This is a genomic window from Vibrio sp. sp1, from assembly GCF_016920955.1.
GTDB lineage: Bacteria > Pseudomonadota > Gammaproteobacteria > Enterobacterales > Vibrionaceae > Vibrio > Vibrio alginolyticus.
Genome location: NZ_CP060590.1, coordinates 873,956 through 890,030 on the forward strand (window position 1 = coordinate 873,956; position 16,075 = coordinate 890,030).

The window sequence follows — 16,075 nt, forward strand, 5'->3', positions numbered from 1 at the left end:
GATGGTTCGAGTTAATTTAAGAAATTGAAGATGCAGAAATCGGAAAAGTGAGAATAACGATGAACAATCCAACACTACCGCTCGCCAAAACCTTACCTAACGTTAGCCGCTTGGTCTTCGGCTGTATGGGACTTGGAGGGGAGTGGAATCGCAACCCATTAACCGCCCAAGATGAAAACCAAGCTTATGCCGCTGTAGAGGCAGCATTAGAGGTTGGCATCAATCTCTTTGATCATGCGGATATCTACAAATTCGGTAAGGCTGAAGAAGTGTTTGGGCGCATCTTAGCCAATGACTCAACCTTACGAGAACGAATGTATCTGCAATCAAAGTGCGGCATCCGTCTAGGAGATGAGCAAGGTGTTAAGCAGTATGACTTCTCTGCCAAATGGGTGACGGCTTCTGTTGAGGGCATTCTTGAACGCCTTGGCGTGGAAAATCTTGATGTTTTGATGCTGCATCGTCCTGATCCTTTGGTTGAATTTGAAGAACTGGGCACAACGCTAAAAGCCCTGAAACAAGCTGGCAAAGTTAACCACTTCGGTGTTTCTAACATGAACAGTGCTCAAATTGACCTTCTTCAACAAGCAACGGGCGAAGTTGTTGTGGCGAACCAGTTGGAAATGAGTCTGGCTAAGTCTGACTTTATTAAGCAAGGCATGGGGCTTCCTTCGTCGGAATCTGACTACGTTGCGGGAACACTGGAACATGCCCGTAAGCATAATATCCAACTGCAAGCGTGGGGCAGTATGGCGCAAGGAAGATTCTCAGAGCGTGGTTTACATTCTGATGATCACAACACCAGACAGACGGCGGAGATGGTAATGGCGCTAGCAGCTGAATATGGCGTGTCGTCTGAGGCGATTGTTTTAGCCTTCCTAACGCGTCACCCAAACCAAATTCAGCCTGTTATTGGTACTGCAAACCCACAGCGTATTCGCGCTTGTGCTCAAGTAGAGAGCGTCACGCTATCACGTAGCCATTGGTATGGCTTGTTCGAGAAAACCCTTGGTCATGAGATCCCGTAGGAGAGAAAAATGAAATACGTACAAGTTCAAACTCTGATTCAAACGGCATTGGAAATTGCGACTGCTCGCAAGCAGAACATTGCGGTTGCCGTGGTTGATACACATGGAGAATTGCTCGGTTTTGCCCGAATGGATGATGTGAGTGTGCAAGCAGGTTTGTTGGCACATAACAAAGCTTACACCTCGGCTAGAGACTGTCAGCCTAGCGGCAATCTGGGTGCTTGGGCTCGTGAGACGGGTAAGCAGTTGAGTTATTGGACTGACCCGAAGATCACAGGCTTTATGGGTGGTGTACCTGTAGAACAAGAGGGGAAAGTCGTCGGTGCAATTGGTATCAGTGGTTTGGCTGAGCAAGATGATGAAGCACTTGCGATGGAAGTATTAAACGCGCGTTGAGTATAATGTTTATCAGTAGGTGTGATGCTTTGTCCAGCTTTGTACTCACTGTAGGGACTCAAGTTCACAGGCTTCGTCGAGTCACAATGCTATCTAATAGCCTGAAGTAAGCAGAAGTTGAAATCGCGAACTATGATTAATTTATTTGAAAGCTTTGAGGCCTAAATATGTTTCATAAGGTATTCGTTTCGCTATTTTTTGTTCTCCTCTCAGGCTGTGGTACGAGTGACAGCGCGTTAAAAGAGAGCGGTTATGATGAAGCTTATATCCAAGGCTTTCATGACGGTCGGCATAGTGGTATGCAAGAGGCAGGGAATGATTTTGAACACTATATTAAGGACGAAACAAGGTATCAAACCGACTCAGATTATCGACAAGGCTGGGATGCTGGTGAGGTAGAGGGTAACAAGTTACAAAAGCAGGCGACCGCGATAGGACAAGGCATGATTGATAATTCGTATGAAGAACGTGATGTCTTTGATCCTGATAAAGTGGCGAAAGATGCAATAAAAGGCGTTGATACATCGGAATTGAAAAGCCTAGAGTAACGGACTGATATAAAGAATAAAACTCGTCATTTGACGAGTTTTTTTTGTCTAAACGGTTCATGTTTCAACGCTCAACAGGGCATTCATCGTTTGGGTATGAGCAATGTCGTTAATCACCTTTCTTGTTCTTTTGTTCAAGGATTAACGATAACAGGCGAACGAGCAGGGACTGAGCTTCCGGTGAGAGCAATCGCGCCACGGCTGTTAAGTCATTTGCTGTGACATGCTGAACATCACGTACATCTAAGGCAATATCTAGGTCAGTCAAATGAAGCGAACGCAATATGGCACGATATTGTGAGAGTTTAAGATCGGACTCTCCGCGCTCGATCCTTTGATATGTTTTTACGCTCATTCCAGCGATGTTTGCCATTTGCTCACGGGAGAGGCCATTCGATTTTCGTCTTGCGATCAGTGCTTGAATTATAGGGTCTACCTGCATGTGCTCTCCTGAAAGGACAGTTTTGACCTAAACGGAGCAAGAAGTGGACCAGTTTAACCACCACATATTTACCTGCTTTGCAATCAGTATAAAAATAACTGTCTTATAAAAACGTAAATATTTTAGTCAGTTATTAACTCAATGGAAAAGTATCAATCATACAAATCAATAGAAACGAAAGCTTCTATTCGCAAAATGCAACGCATTTTAGATCATTTATTTAGTGAAATTGATCAGCAACATCGTGAGACTAAAGAGAATGTTGTGACACTGATTCAACAGTCACAACAGCGATTGATGAACTACAAAGAGCTTTACCTTCACAAAGAATCGATAAGTGAAGTAGAGCTGCGGATGGCGCATGAAAATATGAGTGAGACTGAGAAGCAGGTCGCCGATATGGGTATTCCAGTGTTAACTTATATCATTGGCGCGCTAGATAAAGCGTATTAACACAGTCGTAAAGTCGGGCGATACAAGATTTACGCAATTTCGATCAATTGATGACATCTAAAAGAAAGGATGCAAATGCTGGGGAACCACACCCAGCATTCGGACACTCATTTACCTATATTTTCGAACCGTAAATCAGTGTTTAGAGGTATGTGAACCGAACAGTGTCGGTACGCAGCGAATAATAGCGATATTGTCCGATCTAGGCTACGTCCTTGGAATCTAACACCTTCACTTAAACTGTAAATTAATCTGTACACCCAGCCAAATTGAGCCATTGAGCACGTTCTGCCTTCTTTTTAAGCGATAAAAGACTAATTAGTGACGAAAAAAACAACACATCTTAGGTAAAAGATAAGAGTTGTTAAAATATATCGCTATAAGATTGACCTTTTGCTTTTCAATCGTCCTGCTTATGCCTTACAATCTTTTCGAACCAAATCCATTCATAACGAATGGGGTTGATGAATTAAGATGAACAATTTTGCTTCGAACCCAAAGTTGCGCACATTTCATCAGCGATGACATCGCCAAAAATGACTCTCAAGTGTTCATGTGCAAATGATTAACCACCTTTTGTTGCGTGTCTTCTTAGCCATACAGGGCTCTTGTAACATAGTGCTCTTGTAACCAAATTTTGACTAAGTCGGAGCGTTTTGTTGTGTGCTTTAGATAAAGCACAACTGGCGAGAAATTAACGGATTGAATTTAGAGGTATTAACCGTGAACCTAAAACTTGTCGGCAGCTCCCTGATCGTTGCAGGTACTGCTCTTGGCGCTGGTATGCTTGCTATACCAATGGTGCTTGCTCAATTTGGCCTCCTTTGGGGCACTCTTCTTATGTTGTTCATCTGGGCTGGAACGACTTATGCTGCGCTGCTCCTTCTTGAAGCCAGTTGCAAAGTAGGTGGTGGTGTGAGCATGAATGCAATTGCTCGCGAAACGCTTGGTAAAGGAGGCCAGTTGGTAACCAACAGCTTGCTTTACGCCCTGTTAGTTTGTCTATTAATGGCTTACATCATTGGTGCGGGTGATCTGGTACAAAAAGTAACAGCCTCAATTGGGCTTCCAACATCTACGATCTCAAGCCAAGTCGGTTTTACTCTTTTAGTTGGTATCATTGTTTCGGCAGGTACAGGGGTAGTAGATAAGCTGAATCGCGGTTTGTTCCTAGGCATGATCGTAGCGCTGATCCTGACACTTTTTGCGCTTGCACCAAGCGTCTCGTTTGAAGGACTTGATGAGGTTGTGAGCGACGATAAAATGGCACTTATCAAAACCAGTTCGGTGCTTTTCACCAGTTTCGGTTTTATGGTCGTTATCCCATCGCTTGTAACTTACAACAAAGAAGCGAGTAAAACACAGCTGCGTAATATGATTATCGTGGGCTCAACTATTCCGCTTGTTTGTTACCTATTATGGTTGTTAGCGGTTGTCGGCAACCTACCACCTCATGAGCTTGTTCAATACTCCAACGTAACAGAGTTGATATCGGTACTAGGTCAGCAATACGAGGGCTTAGAGTTCATCCTATCCATGTTTACTGGTTTGGCACTACTAACGTCGTTCTTAGGTGTTGCAATGGCGCTATACGATCAAAATGCAGACCTACTGAAAGCAAGTAAGCCAGTGATTTTTGTTACTACTTTTGTACTACCACTATTAGGTGCTGTATTTGCCCCAGAACACTTCCTAGCTATTCTCAGCTACGCGGGGATTATTCTTGTGTTTCTCGCGGTCTTTGTCCCATTATCAATGACCATGAAAGTGCGCCGAGTGCCGGTAGAAGATGACAATATTTATGAAGCTGGTGGCGGCGCAATGGGAATGAGCATGATCTTCCTATTCGGCTGTTTCTTGCTGTTTGCCCAAGCAGTATAAAATCACGCTAGCTTATTTAAAAACTGAGCCGCTCGTAGTCAAACGGGCGGCTTTTTTGTATTCATAGCCGAACCCAGGCCACTCGAAGTCATCAGCATTTGTGATGTTTGACGTTTCTCTGATAATCACGGTTAGCGCTGACTTTTTAGTAAAACTCCTTAGCGAAAGGCTGACATGTACAGTGATTCACCCTTCTATTATATCGATGTTGATATGAATAAGAGGCTCTGTTGTGTCAAAGCAATTATCTTTTGCCATGGTTGGCGTTATGTTGTCTTTAGGTGTGTTGAGTACAGAAGCGGTGGCTGACCCGAAGCATAAGCATGGACATCGGTACGATCACCATCATGCTCATCACCACCATCATAAACACAAGCGCAAGCACAAGCATAAACACAAACATCGTGACGTTATTTATGTGGAGACCAGACGACCAAGGCGCAGTTACTATTACCATGACCGAATTCCTCGGAATAGTACCTACATAAAGATTGGAGATTTCACTTATCTAAAAGTGGACGACCGTTATTATCGCCGTTCTAATGATCGCTATATCCATGTCGAGTTCAATTAAACTTGAAAGGACATATAGTCGGTGTTCTTGTAATGTTGAGCTTAATAGCAACAACATGGCACATGTAACATCGACCAATACTAGGGTAGAGGGTTAAAAACAAAAACAGCGAGTCGGTGCTCGCTGTTTTTGCTTAAATGAGTGTTAGACAGTAAATCTATTTAAGATTTGATCTTGTTTATGTACATCTTCTTGTTGCGCCTGCATCGCGTCGTTGGTTCGATTTGCCGATTCGGCGACTTGAGTCGATAGGTCTTTAATATTCACCGTATTGTTGTTGATCTCTTCAGCGACGAGGCTTTGCTCTTCCGCTGCTGAGGCAATTTGCAAGTTCATATCGGAAATACGCTGAATCGCATCACGAATGCGTTGTAACGCACTATTTGCTAAACCCGCTTTTTCAACGGCCTCTATAGCACTACCTTTGCTTTGATGCATGGCATTTGCCACAGATGAAGCGCCAGATTGTAGTTGCTCAATCATAGTACGAATCTCTGTTGTCGACTCTTGAGTTCGTTGTGCCAGTGTACGTACTTCATCTGCAACAACGGCGAAGCCTCGGCCAGATTCTCCCGCACGTGCAGCCTCGATTGCGGCATTCAACGCGAGTAAGTTCGTTTGGTCCGCAATATCGTTGATGACTTTTAGAATTGTTTCGATATTGGCGGTAGCAGATTCCAACACTTGTACTTCTTCGACTGCAAGGTCAATGCTATCGGAAAGCATGTTTATCGTTTGTGTCGATTCACCAACGATAGAAGACCCCTCAACCGTTGCTTGGTCGGCTTCTTTGGCTGCACTTGCCGCACCTTGCGCATTATTAGCAACCTCTGTCGCGGTGACAGACATCTCATGCATCGCGGTAGCAAGTTGTTCTAGCTCTTGCAGCTGAGTGTGAATTGCGCCTGCCGAGTCTTTTGCGCCCTCAGCGGTGATTTGAGTTCCGTTTAAAATTTGATCAGAAATACGTTTCGACTCAATGATTTGCTGTTGTAAGTTCTCCATGAACGTATTGAAGTTTGTGGCAAGCTCAGAAAACTCTTGGTCAGTATCTGTTTCGAGGCGTTGTGTAAGGTCGCCTTTCCCTGATGCTACATCTTTAATCGCATTGTTTAGCGTGTCCAAAGGACGCATGAGAGTGCGAATCAACAGAGTTAGGGCGATAATAGATGCAATCACGGCAATGATTGAATAAATAATAGCGTTGTTACGAAGCTCTCCTACGGCAGAATAGGCAACAGCTTCATCGATAACCGAACCTACGTACCAGTTCTCGCCAGGAATGTGAGTCAGGTTAACCATGTAGCGGTTGCCATCAATCTCAACATGTTGTGCTGATTGCGTAAGTTCGATTTGCGGGAGGTAGCTACCGACCTTCTCGCCGTTATACTTACTTTGAGGGTGAGCAATGGTTGTGCCATCAGCGGTGATCAGAAATAAGTAACCAGCATCAAACAGATTCACTTGGTTGACCAGATCAGAAAGGGTAGTTAATTCGAGGTCATAAAACATACCGGCTAAAAACTGGCCATTTTCTTTTACTGGCGTACCAACAGAGATGATAACGTTTTTCGAGGACGCATCGACGTACGGATCGGTTACGACCAAATCGCCTTTGCTCTTAGCTGCAATAAACCAAGGACGCTGACGTGGGTCGTAGTCTGGACCCGCATCCCAGCCGTCGTCATTTTCAATCACAAAGCCATTACTTTCATAACCAAAACCGATGGCAAGGAAGCTGCTTTTTGGCGTCGGTCTTTCAAGTATGTTTTGAACATAGCTATGTGAACTGGGATCAAGCTCAATCACTTCAGTAATGGAGCGAGCGAGATCCTTCTTTGCATTCATTTCTGATTGCACAGTGTTACCAACACTGGTCAATATCTCGTTTACACTTGAGTCGATTTGCTCCTGAGTTTGGGAGCGGATGGTCATAACTTGTTGTGTCGACAATAACGACACGGTAATTAGCAGCAAAAATGAAGAGGCTGTGACAACCTTATGTCTGAATTTCATGAGCTTTCCTCTGATTCTCCCGGTTGGTTCCACTTTGCTTTCGCCTCTTTTAAACCGAGCGAATTGGGCATAAAGAGAAACCTATTGTGTTTGGTTATATTTTTATCGACATCTTTGTCAAAAACATGAACTCATTTGTCGTCTTTTTTAACTAAATTTAAACAAACCGACAATTTACGTTAAAACTTGTGAGTGTGATCATGTTTGCGAGCTCAATTAATGAAATCGTCATAATGAAAAGAATTGCTTAACAAACAGTGGCATTAACTGGCTTTACAGGTGAGGTGATGAAAATTTTGTTGGTGCTGAAAGGTGTTTTGTTGAAGTTTTGTCTTTGTAAATTATGAGCTTTTTACTAAAAGCCTAATGTGGACGGAGTTTTAGGTATAAAAAAGGCCCCGACGATGCGGAGCCTTTGTTAATTGACGTCTCGATTTTAGAAAATAAGATGAGCAACGCCAGCAATCACAGGTAATGTGATTAACGTACGTAAAATGAAGATTACGAAGAGCTCTACAATGTTTACTGGAATTTTGCTGCCTAACAGTAGGGCACCTACTTCCGACATGTAGATAAGCTGAGTTACTGACATTGCTGCAATAACAAAACGTGTCATTTCGTTATCGATTGAGGCCGCTAAAATTGCTGGAATAAACATATCCGCAAAGCCAACAACGATTGTCTGTGATGCTGCAACAGCTTCAGGGACTTGCAGTAGCTCTAGGTATGGGATAAACGGTTGACCCAGAATTGCAAATACAGGCGTGTATTCTGCAATCACCAATGCAACGGTACCAAGACCCATCACTACAGGTAATACGCCAAATACCATGTCGACTGCGTTGTGTACGCCTTCTTTAAATACAGACTGAACCGATGTGACTTGACCAGCACGCTTAAGAGCTAGATCCATACCCCAAGAGAATGTGGTGTGGCCTTCTGGCACTGCATCTGCGTCTTTATCTGGGTTGCTGCCGTCAATGTAGCGATCTTTCTTCAGACTAAGCGGAGGCAGGCGAGGAATGATAATCGCAGCTACGATACCAGCTAGACAGATAGCGCCGTAGAAAGGCAAAAATAAGTGCTCTAGTTTTACCTGAGCGATAACAACTAAGCTAAACGTGATCGATACTGCTGAGAAAGTGGTCCCGACAACAGCCGCTTCACGCTGAGTGTAGAACTTATTTTCGTATTGCTTGCTGGTTAGCAAGATACCAACACTTCCGTCGCCTAACCAAGATGCCATACAGTCAATTGCACTGCGGCCAGGTAGGTTGAATACCGGACGCATTATTTTACTGAGTAACGCACCAAATAGCTCCAGAAGACCGAAGTTCAAAAGAAGCGGAAGCAGTAAACCCGCGAAAATGAAAACGGCAAACAGAGTAGGTAGAAGACCAGTAAGAACAAGCCCGCCAGTGTTCTCTTCCCAAATTGCTTTTGGACCCACTTGGAAGAACGTCATTAACACGGCAGCGCCGCCGATTAAACGAACAACGAGCCAAAGTGGAGATGGGTTGAAGAGACCGTTTAAAAAACCATTACGTAAAATTGCAGCTGGCTTAAAAATTTTGCAAAGAACAGAAGCAACGGCCATGAAAGCGATGATACTGGTGACGATAGCAATCAAGGTATCGCCTAACACCGCTGGGATGACTTTTGCCATCACGGCAACGGGAATGGTTAGGCCGCCATCGTAAGAGATCGGAGCCATAAAGAGTAGAAGACCAATTAGGGAAGGGATGAAAAACATCCAAAAGTTGCCCTTAGGAGCTTCAGTAGCATTAGTGGTGTTATGCATAGTTGTCTCGTGTTACTACTAGTCAATACTTGCCATTTCCATGACATAAATATTCACTAAACATCCGTATTTAATCACAGTTTTGCGGAGGGTACCCGCAAACTGCATCCATTGCAATACTATTCATTAAATACATCTAGTTATTCAGCCGATTTGTCGGGTAATTGGTCAAATAACGTCTAAGTGTATGCGAATATGTTGCTTGTGTTAGAAAATTGTAGCACGAGAGGTGAATTGCGCAGTGAATTATGGGGCGCATTGTGACTGGAATAATAAAATGGTAAATAAATGTGATTTTGATCTAACTAACTTCTTGGCCAGAAATTCAGTTAGCCTTATCTATTTTAAGGTTGTTAGTGGTGTCAAAATACCGTTCAGCGTTTCTTGTACCGTTGCAGTGTGAACCTATTGAGCCAAATCCGATTGAAGCATGTCGCTTCAATCGGATCGAAATTTTATGCTTTTTGTTGACGGCTAAGTATGTATAGGTAACTCCAGTAAATCAGAGCTGTAGAAAAAGCCAATATTGCTGGGAAAACCAGCGTATATAAACCATATACCGTAAATAGAGCCGCTCCCGCGACGCCGCCAAACAAAAAGCCAAAGAAAATGAATAGGAATAATTTTGCTTTACGTCGGTCAAATTGACGACCTCTCAAGCTCTCTCCAATCATAATCCCTAGATCGGTGATGATTCCGGTCATATGTGTGGTTCTGACTACTGCGCCGCTAAACGTGGTGATCATTGCGTTTTGTAATCCACATGCTGCTGATGCTAGATATTGGCCGTACAAATCCCCTTGCACCAAAAAGCCCAAGCTGAGTAAGAGCAAGCTCCCTTCTATGCACAGTGCAACACCATATCTTCGCCCTAGTTTTAACGCACTGCTTTCAATAAAAAAGCCGCTAAAGGCAGCGCCAATCAAAAAGCTAAATACGATGAAGAGCAGGTGAATGGAGCTATCCACACCTGTTAGCAAGCTGTTCCCTAGCTGAGTTACGGTTCCCGAAAGATGAGTTATCGCTTGGTGTTGAAAGCCGAGAAGACCAACGGCGTTGACGCAGCCCGCGAGAAGAGCTAGTAGAAACGCGCCATATTCCACCCAACGAGGAAGTCTGGAAATCACAATAAACCCCCACCAAATATTAGGAGCCGATTATAGCGCTCACACCGAGTTACGAAACCCTTTACAGTAAAACTCGATTGATCATTCTCAAAAAAATCTCACTTATAGGGCGGTTGTCCGAGCCAAAGTAAATACGTGAACGCGGATTGCTCGCTAGCAGATGTGTTCCGTTGTGCATTCGAAACTCACCCACCCGTGTTTCATTTGTTCATAGACTGAAACGGTAGGTTGGTGGAACTCTTTATCGGTAAATAGACCGACGGGAATGATCATGATTTCTGGGTATGCAGCAACGAACAACCTCATTGTCGTGCCGCAGGATGGACAAAAGTCATACTGAACCTCACTGCCATCATCGCCAATTCGGGTATAGCTAGTGACTTCACCGTTTAAAGTGACATGCTCTTTTTCAAAGCGAGCTTGTACCCCAAAAACACTGCCAGTTCGTTTTTGGCATTCGAAGCAATGGCAGACAGACGTGTGGGTGGGCTCTCCCTTACAACGGATCTCAACTAAACCGCAGGCGCACTCGCATGTATGAATGGTTTTTGTCATCGTGATTACCTATTTGTCCCAACACACCGATAGACCTAGAGCACAGAGCTTGTGTCACTGGCTCGTTATTAGCTCTGGACTTGAAACTATTTGGATACAATCAGTTTAGTTTAATTTTGAAACACTTGAAGAGGTGAAATCATTTGGGTATACAATGGTATACTCGCTTTTCGTTTATACCTTGAAACAAGGAAGTCTTCATGACTCACAAAAAAATCCTGCCGATACCACTTATTCTACTTATTCCAATCGTTTTATTGGTTGTGGTTGTGATCGCAGGTGTTTATCGTTTTAGTTTGTCTGATGACGAGATCATGGCTAAGTTTCCTCAAACAGAAGTAGAAACTAACGTTATTGTGCAAGAGACGCTTGGTATCACTGCACGTAATCCTTGGACGATCCAAGTCCCCGAGCAAAGTGCGGTCACTTTTCTTGATGAGTGGGATAAAGAAAACGGCTATTTGATCGGTGACTATGATGCAGGTGCGACAAAAGGTCAGGTACTTGTTCCAACTGCGTCGATTAGCCAGCGTGAGATTGAAGGTGTTTCATGGGTTGTTGCACCGATGATTGTAACGACACAAGGTAGCGGTTCGTTTAACTATGTTGGCTTGTTCAAGTTTGACCCCGTGCCGAGCCGAGTTGTCCTTTTAGACAGTGTTTTTGTTGGTGACCGCGTGAAATTTACTCAGCTCGAATGGAAAAGTGATACAACTATCACGCTTTCATATTTAGCGCACGGTGACGATCAAGCAATGGCAGACACGCCAAATCAATTCAATTCATCCACATTACAGCGTGTAGGGAATAACTTACATATGCAACAGTGATGAATTTTTTTTGAGTTCTGTAAAAATTCAGTATTTTCTGCGCTAGATCTCGAAATTTCCTAGTGATTTCTTATTCGGGAATGCATAAGCTATGAGCCTTGTTTGAAAGGAGATAGTAATTCCCGTGTCTACAAATGAAATTACAAGACGGTTGCCGAATCTGACAAGTCGTAGAGCGCTGCTGTTATACTCCTTGCCAGTTTTAGTTGCGATTGGTGTTTCTCACTCTCTCAAAGAGTCATCTTTAACCAAAACCATCGCATTGAACCTACCTGAATCTCAGGTCGTTGAAAAAATTCTTGATGCGACAACTGCCGAAGTTGTCACTCCCCCGAACTTCGAATATCAAATCCAAGCAGGTGACAACCTAAGCACTATTTTTAGTCAGCTCGGTTTCGGTTACAGCTCGTTAATGAAAGTAATGGAAACGGATTTGAACTACTTGGCACTTGATACACTTAAGCCGGGCAATACGCTCCGTTTCTGGCGTGATGATGCGACAGGCGAGTTAGCGAAAATGGAACTGCAATTTTCTATTGCAGATAAAGTGGTCTACAAGCTGAATAGTGATGGTAGCTATGACTTTACTGATATTTCCATTCCTGGCGTGTGGAGCCAAGAACCTTTAGTTGGCGTTATTCAAGGCAGTTTTTCTTCTTCTGCGAGTCGTTTAGGTTTAACGTCGGCGGAAGTGAGTCAAGTCGTAAGCTTACTCAAAGAACAACTTAACTTTGGACGTGATCTTCGTGCAGGTGATCGATTTGAAGTTGTTCGCCGCTCACAAAGCATCAATGGTGTACCAACAGGTAAGAACGAAATTGAGGCGATTAAGATTTATAATCGCGGCCGCGAGATCACCGCTTACCTTCATACTGATGGTCAATTCTACAATGCCAAAGGTGAAAGCTTACAGCGCGCATTCCAGCGTTACCCTGTAAGTAGTCGTTGGCGTATCAGTTCTGGCTTCAATCCTAATCGTTTACATCCAGTAACGGGGCGTGTTGCGCCGCACAACGGCACTGACTTTGCTGTACCAACCGGTACACCAGTCGTTTCTACTGGTGATGGTACAGTGATCATGACTCGTAAACACCCATATGCGGGTAACTACGTGGTTGTTGAGCACGGCAGCAAATACAAAACCCGTTACTTACACCTAAGTAAGATTTTGGTGAAGAAAGGGCAAAAGGTTTCTCGAGGCCAGCGTATCGGTCTTTCTGGTAAAACAGGTCGAGTGACTGGGCCACACCTTCACTATGAGTTGATTGAATACGGCCGTCCAGTTAACGCTATGCGAGCAAATATCCCAATGGCGAGTTCTGTTCCTAAGAAAGAGATGGCTACTTTTGTCGCGAACAGAGATGAAATGGATAGACTATTACGCGATAAAGAGAAAGCAGTGCTGTAATAAAGTACTTCGCTCAAAAAACAAAAAGAGACTAAGCATAGCTTGGTCTCTTTTACTTTGTGCATTAACTAGATTTGAATTCTATGACAGCAGTCTGTTCAGTACGTTAGGCACTCCGCACTTCACGTTCATTTATCAGGTGTACGATTTCTTCAACACTGTGTGGACGAGAGTAAAAATAACCTTGGATGTAGTGGCAGCCCATTTCAATTAACTTTTGTAGTGCTCTATCGTCTTCTACGCCTTCGGCAATCAAATCCACATCGAGCAGCTCTGCCAATTGCGCTATCAAAAACACTACTTGTTCAGAGGTTGTATTTGAGAGCATGTTCTGCACAAAGGTAGCATCGATTTTGATGCTATCAATCGGATAATTGTGTATATAGTTCAAGCTTGAGTATCCCGTACCAAAATCATCCAGTGCGACTTTAAAACCCAAGTATCGCAACGAGTTAAGTACCATCTGTTCACGGCCACTTTGTGAGAGTAAGACGGTCTCGGTGAGCTCTATAACAAAGTCTTTTGCTTCGTGCTGATACTTTTCAACCATGTTGGTTAAGTGATTAATATAACGGTTGGAATCAACCAACTCATACGCTGAGCAATTGATGGAGAGTTTGACTTTATAGCCTAGGTTCGCTTCGAGTTCTTGCTTTGCGATACACGCGAGTTCAATAATCCGTTCACCTAACTCGATAATCAGGCCTGATTGTTCGGCAGCTTCAATGAACTCCGCTGGAGAGATATTTCCATAGATATTGCTATTCCAACGAGTCAAAATTTCAAAGTAATTCCAGCGGTCGCTCGTGATATCGACGATCGGTTGAACCACTACATACAACTCATCGCTGTCTTGTATATCAGTACTTAGTTGGATTCGCATTGCCTCAATAAGCTGCGTCCTACGGTGGTATAACGCACTAAGGTGTGTGTCGTAATGCTGAATCCGTGTATCGCGGTGTTTTTTACAATCTTTGAGAGCGAGACTGGCATTCAAAATCAGCTCATCGCTGTTCAACATATGTACTGGGGCACGTGCAATACCAATACTAACGGTGAAAGAAATCCGGTTAGATTTGTCGCTGTAGCCGCTTTCAATTTTGTCGAGTACTTCCTGACACACGGCGACAGGATCTTCGTCGTACGTGATGAAGGCGAATTCATCTCCTGCAACACGGAACGCATTGTTTGGCGACGACAAGCTCTGTTGAATGGCGTTAGCTGTGAACTTAATGATTTGGTCGCCGATATAGTTTCCGTTGATATCATTGATCGATTTGAAATTATCGATATCAAGATACGCCAAACTGAATGGGCGAGTCGCCTGCTGCGTTAATGTCTCCAAGGTATCAGCTAAACAGCTACGGTTGAGCAGTCCAGTTAGGTTATCATGCGATACCTCATAGCTAAGCTGATTAAGAAGCTTATCTGAACGTTCACTGACCCACTTTTCACGTAAGCTATGAATAATGACATTGGCATAAAATCGGTGGAAGTCGAGGATATCTTGCGCTTCTTTCGCGTAGATGCTTCGGGTAAAGGTAGACAGTAAAATTCCCAGAACTTCGCCATTTTGTGTCTTCAATGGCAGGCCAATGTAAGCTTGAATGCCATCTTCTTGAAACATCTGATCTTCAGGAAAACGCTTGTATACCTGGTCTTGATAGAAAATATGTTCGCCAATGTCTTTCGCCACTTTTTCACAGGGGGTGCCTGAAAGGTGGTAGCTTAGGTTGTCTGTAATTTTTCCATTGCTGGCGAAGGAAATGGTATGAGCCGAATGCTGAAGATGCGCAACTTCTACAACGCAAGTGCAATGGCTCTGCAAGTGTTGATGAATATCTAGCGTGACTCGGTTTAGCTGAGCCGTGCCGTTTAGCTTCAATATCTCATCAATTTTGTGGAAACTGATTTGTACCTGACCCATTGAGCATTTCACCTAGCGTTGTTATTAACATATCGTGTAAGACACGACGAATTATTATTTGATATGCATCAAATAAACTATCGGTTACTAAGGCAGATTTTTCAAATTTTGTGAACGAACAAATCATTATTTTCATGTTTTTATGCTTGAACCTTTTAAAGCTAGAGCGATAAAAACGCTAAGCTAGGCTCGCTTCTCCTCTTCTAATCGTGATTTGAGATAATCGAGGAATAGCTTAGTTCGGGTATGCTGATAATCCAGCTTTGGATAGTAGGCATATACAGTGGCTTTATCCGCTGTGATATCGGGCAGGATAGGGACTAACGCGCCGGATTTGAGATCATCTTTGATCATGACGTTGTTCGTCATCAAAATACCCATGCCTCTTTTGGCACCATGAAACAGCGCTTCTGGGTTGGTCGTGGCAAAGTTACCGGACAAGCTGATACGCTTACCTCGATTTGTTTTGATTTCTCGTGAGGGCTTTTCACCCCAAATCAGGACATTATGCTCTGTCAGATCCTCAACGCATTGTGGTGTGCCATATTTCTTTAGGTAACTAGGTGCGGCGTAAAACTGGGCTTTATGTTCGAAAAGCGCAGTGGCTTTGAAACTTAGAGAGTTCAGTTGCTCTAATTCCCGGCTAATAAACAGGTCTAAGCTTAGCTCTGGCAATTGGCCTGGTAGCGTTGTTGTTAATTGAAGTGTGATGTCTGGATATTTCTCAAGAAAATCATCAAGATAATGAACTAGAAACTTGGAACCAACGGCCAGCGTTGCCCCAATTTTTAATAGCCCTGCTGGTGATTGGTTGACTGAGCGAGTCTCATCTAATACCGATTGCCATGAATCAAGCTGACTTTTTGCTCGTTGATAAAACAGAGCACCAGCTTCAGTTTGGCTAATTGAGCGGGTTGTACGTTTGAGTAGTTGAACGCCAATTTTATCTTCTAGCCATTGAACTCGCTTACTGATAGCTGAGCTGGTGGTATTGAGTTTCCGCGCTGCTGCATTAAAGCTACCTTCTTCGACCACACGAATATAACTCTTCACGCTTTGAATCCAGTCCATTGTATCTCCTTGGGAATT

General features: G+C 43.6%; 15 protein-coding genes. 8 read left to right on the forward strand and 7 right to left on the reverse strand.

Translation table 11 applies throughout. The features are described from left to right. Positions 1 to 59: 59 nt before the first annotated feature. The 3 genes from H9L11_RS19390 (at position 60) to H9L11_RS19400 (ending at position 1,972) form a co-directional block, all read left to right on the forward strand. Complete coding sequence (locus tag H9L11_RS19390; RefSeq protein ID WP_205391414.1) at positions 60 to 1,028, forward strand: aldo/keto reductase; 969 nt, start codon at positions 60 to 62, stop codon at positions 1,026 to 1,028. A 9-nt stretch (positions 1,029 to 1,037) separates the two neighbouring features. Next, positions 1,038 to 1,424: a heme-binding protein gene (locus H9L11_RS19395; protein WP_186585185.1), complete on the forward strand. Its 387-nt coding sequence runs from the start codon at positions 1,038 to 1,040 to the stop codon at positions 1,422 to 1,424. A 167-nt stretch (positions 1,425 to 1,591) separates the two neighbouring features. Continuing rightward, on the forward strand, positions 1,592 to 1,972 hold the full coding sequence (locus H9L11_RS19400; RefSeq protein ID WP_005375467.1) for a hypothetical protein: 381 nt from the start codon (positions 1,592 to 1,594) through the stop codon (positions 1,970 to 1,972). Positions 1,973 to 2,081: 109 nt separating this feature from the next. Here H9L11_RS19400 and H9L11_RS19405 read toward each other — a convergent pair whose 3' ends face one another. Further along, entirely contained in the window at positions 2,082 to 2,414 is a 333-nt protein-coding gene (locus tag H9L11_RS19405; RefSeq protein ID WP_005375470.1) for a helix-turn-helix transcriptional regulator, read from the reverse strand. A 141-nt stretch (positions 2,415 to 2,555) separates the two neighbouring features. Here H9L11_RS19405 and H9L11_RS19410 point away from each other — a divergent pair, with 141 nt between their 5' ends. The 3 genes from H9L11_RS19410 to H9L11_RS19420 all read left to right on the forward strand — a co-directional run bounded on the left by H9L11_RS19410 (position 2,556) and on the right by H9L11_RS19420 (position 5,322). Continuing rightward, positions 2,556 to 2,867: a hypothetical protein gene (locus tag H9L11_RS19410; protein ID WP_005375472.1), complete on the forward strand. Its 312-nt coding sequence runs from the start codon at positions 2,556 to 2,558 to the stop codon at positions 2,865 to 2,867. A gap of 723 nt (positions 2,868 to 3,590) precedes the next feature. Further along, complete coding sequence (locus H9L11_RS19415; RefSeq protein WP_005375474.1) at positions 3,591 to 4,748, forward strand: aromatic amino acid transport family protein; 1,158 nt, start codon at positions 3,591 to 3,593, stop codon at positions 4,746 to 4,748. Between the two features lie 232 nt (positions 4,749 to 4,980). Further along, positions 4,981 to 5,322, forward strand: coding sequence for a hypothetical protein (locus H9L11_RS19420; protein WP_080276968.1), 342 nt, complete (start codon positions 4,981 to 4,983; stop codon positions 5,320 to 5,322). A gap of 144 nt (positions 5,323 to 5,466) precedes the next feature. On the opposite strand, the gene H9L11_RS19425 is transcribed toward H9L11_RS19420, so the two are convergent. The 4 genes from H9L11_RS19425 to H9L11_RS19440 all read right to left on the reverse strand — a co-directional run bounded on the left by H9L11_RS19425 (position 5,467) and on the right by H9L11_RS19440 (position 10,821). After that, entirely contained in the window at positions 5,467 to 7,338 is a 1,872-nt protein-coding gene (locus H9L11_RS19425) for a methyl-accepting chemotaxis protein (protein ID WP_025768473.1), read from the reverse strand. A 436-nt stretch (positions 7,339 to 7,774) separates the two neighbouring features. Further along, the gene (locus H9L11_RS19430) at positions 7,775 to 9,139 is read right to left on the reverse strand and encodes a YjiH family protein (RefSeq protein ID WP_017635848.1); all 1,365 of its coding nucleotides are present in this window, start codon (positions 9,137 to 9,139) and stop codon (positions 7,775 to 7,777) included. A gap of 455 nt (positions 9,140 to 9,594) precedes the next feature. Next, complete coding sequence (locus tag H9L11_RS19435; protein ID WP_005375484.1) at positions 9,595 to 10,266, reverse strand: YoaK family protein; 672 nt, start codon at positions 10,264 to 10,266, stop codon at positions 9,595 to 9,597. A gap of 153 nt (positions 10,267 to 10,419) precedes the next feature. Next, on the reverse strand, positions 10,420 to 10,821 hold the full coding sequence (locus H9L11_RS19440; protein ID WP_025768472.1) for a GFA family protein: 402 nt from the start codon (positions 10,819 to 10,821) through the stop codon (positions 10,420 to 10,422). A 200-nt stretch (positions 10,822 to 11,021) separates the two neighbouring features. On the opposite strand from H9L11_RS19440, the gene H9L11_RS19445 reads away from it, so the two are divergent. Then, positions 11,022 to 11,651 carry a hypothetical protein gene (locus H9L11_RS19445; protein ID WP_170890029.1) on the forward strand — a complete coding sequence of 210 codons (630 nt, stop codon included), beginning with the start codon at positions 11,022 to 11,024 and terminating at the stop codon, positions 11,649 to 11,651. Between the two features lie 124 nt (positions 11,652 to 11,775). Next, a complete protein-coding gene (locus H9L11_RS19450; protein WP_025768471.1) occupies positions 11,776 to 13,059 on the forward strand; it encodes a peptidoglycan DD-metalloendopeptidase family protein in 1,284 nt (427 codons plus the stop codon). A 106-nt stretch (positions 13,060 to 13,165) separates the two neighbouring features. Here H9L11_RS19450 and H9L11_RS19455 read toward each other — a convergent pair whose 3' ends face one another. After that, positions 13,166 to 14,986, reverse strand: a complete 1,821-nt coding sequence (locus tag H9L11_RS19455) for a GGDEF domain-containing phosphodiesterase (RefSeq protein ID WP_205391415.1) — start codon at positions 14,984 to 14,986, stop codon at positions 13,166 to 13,168. 183 nt (positions 14,987 to 15,169) lie between these two features. Continuing rightward, entirely contained in the window at positions 15,170 to 16,057 is an 888-nt protein-coding gene (locus tag H9L11_RS19460; protein ID WP_017635852.1) for a LysR family transcriptional regulator, read from the reverse strand. Positions 16,058 to 16,075: the final 18 nt, after the last annotated feature.

Excerpts from the sequence above, each read along its gene's own strand:
- H9L11_RS19405 (WP_005375470.1), bottom strand. The coding sequence starts at position 2,414 with ATGCAGGTAGACCCTATAATTCAAGCACTGATCGCAAGACGAAAATCG.
- H9L11_RS19395 (WP_186585185.1), top strand. The coding sequence starts at position 1,038 with ATGAAATACGTACAAGTTCAAACTCTGATTCAAACGGCATTGGAAATT.
- H9L11_RS19390 (WP_205391414.1), top strand. The coding sequence starts at position 60 with ATGAACAATCCAACACTACCGCTCGCCAAAACCTTACCTAACGTTAGC.
- H9L11_RS19400 (WP_005375467.1), top strand. The coding sequence starts at position 1,592 with ATGTTTCATAAGGTATTCGTTTCGCTATTTTTTGTTCTCCTCTCAGGC.
- H9L11_RS19460 (WP_017635852.1), bottom strand. The coding sequence starts at position 16,057 with ATGGACTGGATTCAAAGCGTGAAGAGTTATATTCGTGTGGTCGAAGAA.
- H9L11_RS19425 (WP_025768473.1), bottom strand. The coding sequence starts at position 7,338 with ATGAAATTCAGACATAAGGTTGTCACAGCCTCTTCATTTTTGCTGCTA.
- H9L11_RS19455 (WP_205391415.1), bottom strand. The coding sequence starts at position 14,986 with ATGGGTCAGGTACAAATCAGTTTCCACAAAATTGATGAGATATTGAAG.
- H9L11_RS19410 (WP_005375472.1), top strand. The coding sequence starts at position 2,556 with ATGGAAAAGTATCAATCATACAAATCAATAGAAACGAAAGCTTCTATT.
- H9L11_RS19430 (WP_017635848.1), bottom strand. The coding sequence starts at position 9,139 with ATGCATAACACCACTAATGCTACTGAAGCTCCTAAGGGCAACTTTTGG.
- H9L11_RS19445 (WP_170890029.1), top strand. The coding sequence starts at position 11,022 with ATGACTCACAAAAAAATCCTGCCGATACCACTTATTCTACTTATTCCA.
- H9L11_RS19440 (WP_025768472.1), bottom strand. The coding sequence starts at position 10,821 with ATGACAAAAACCATTCATACATGCGAGTGCGCCTGCGGTTTAGTTGAG.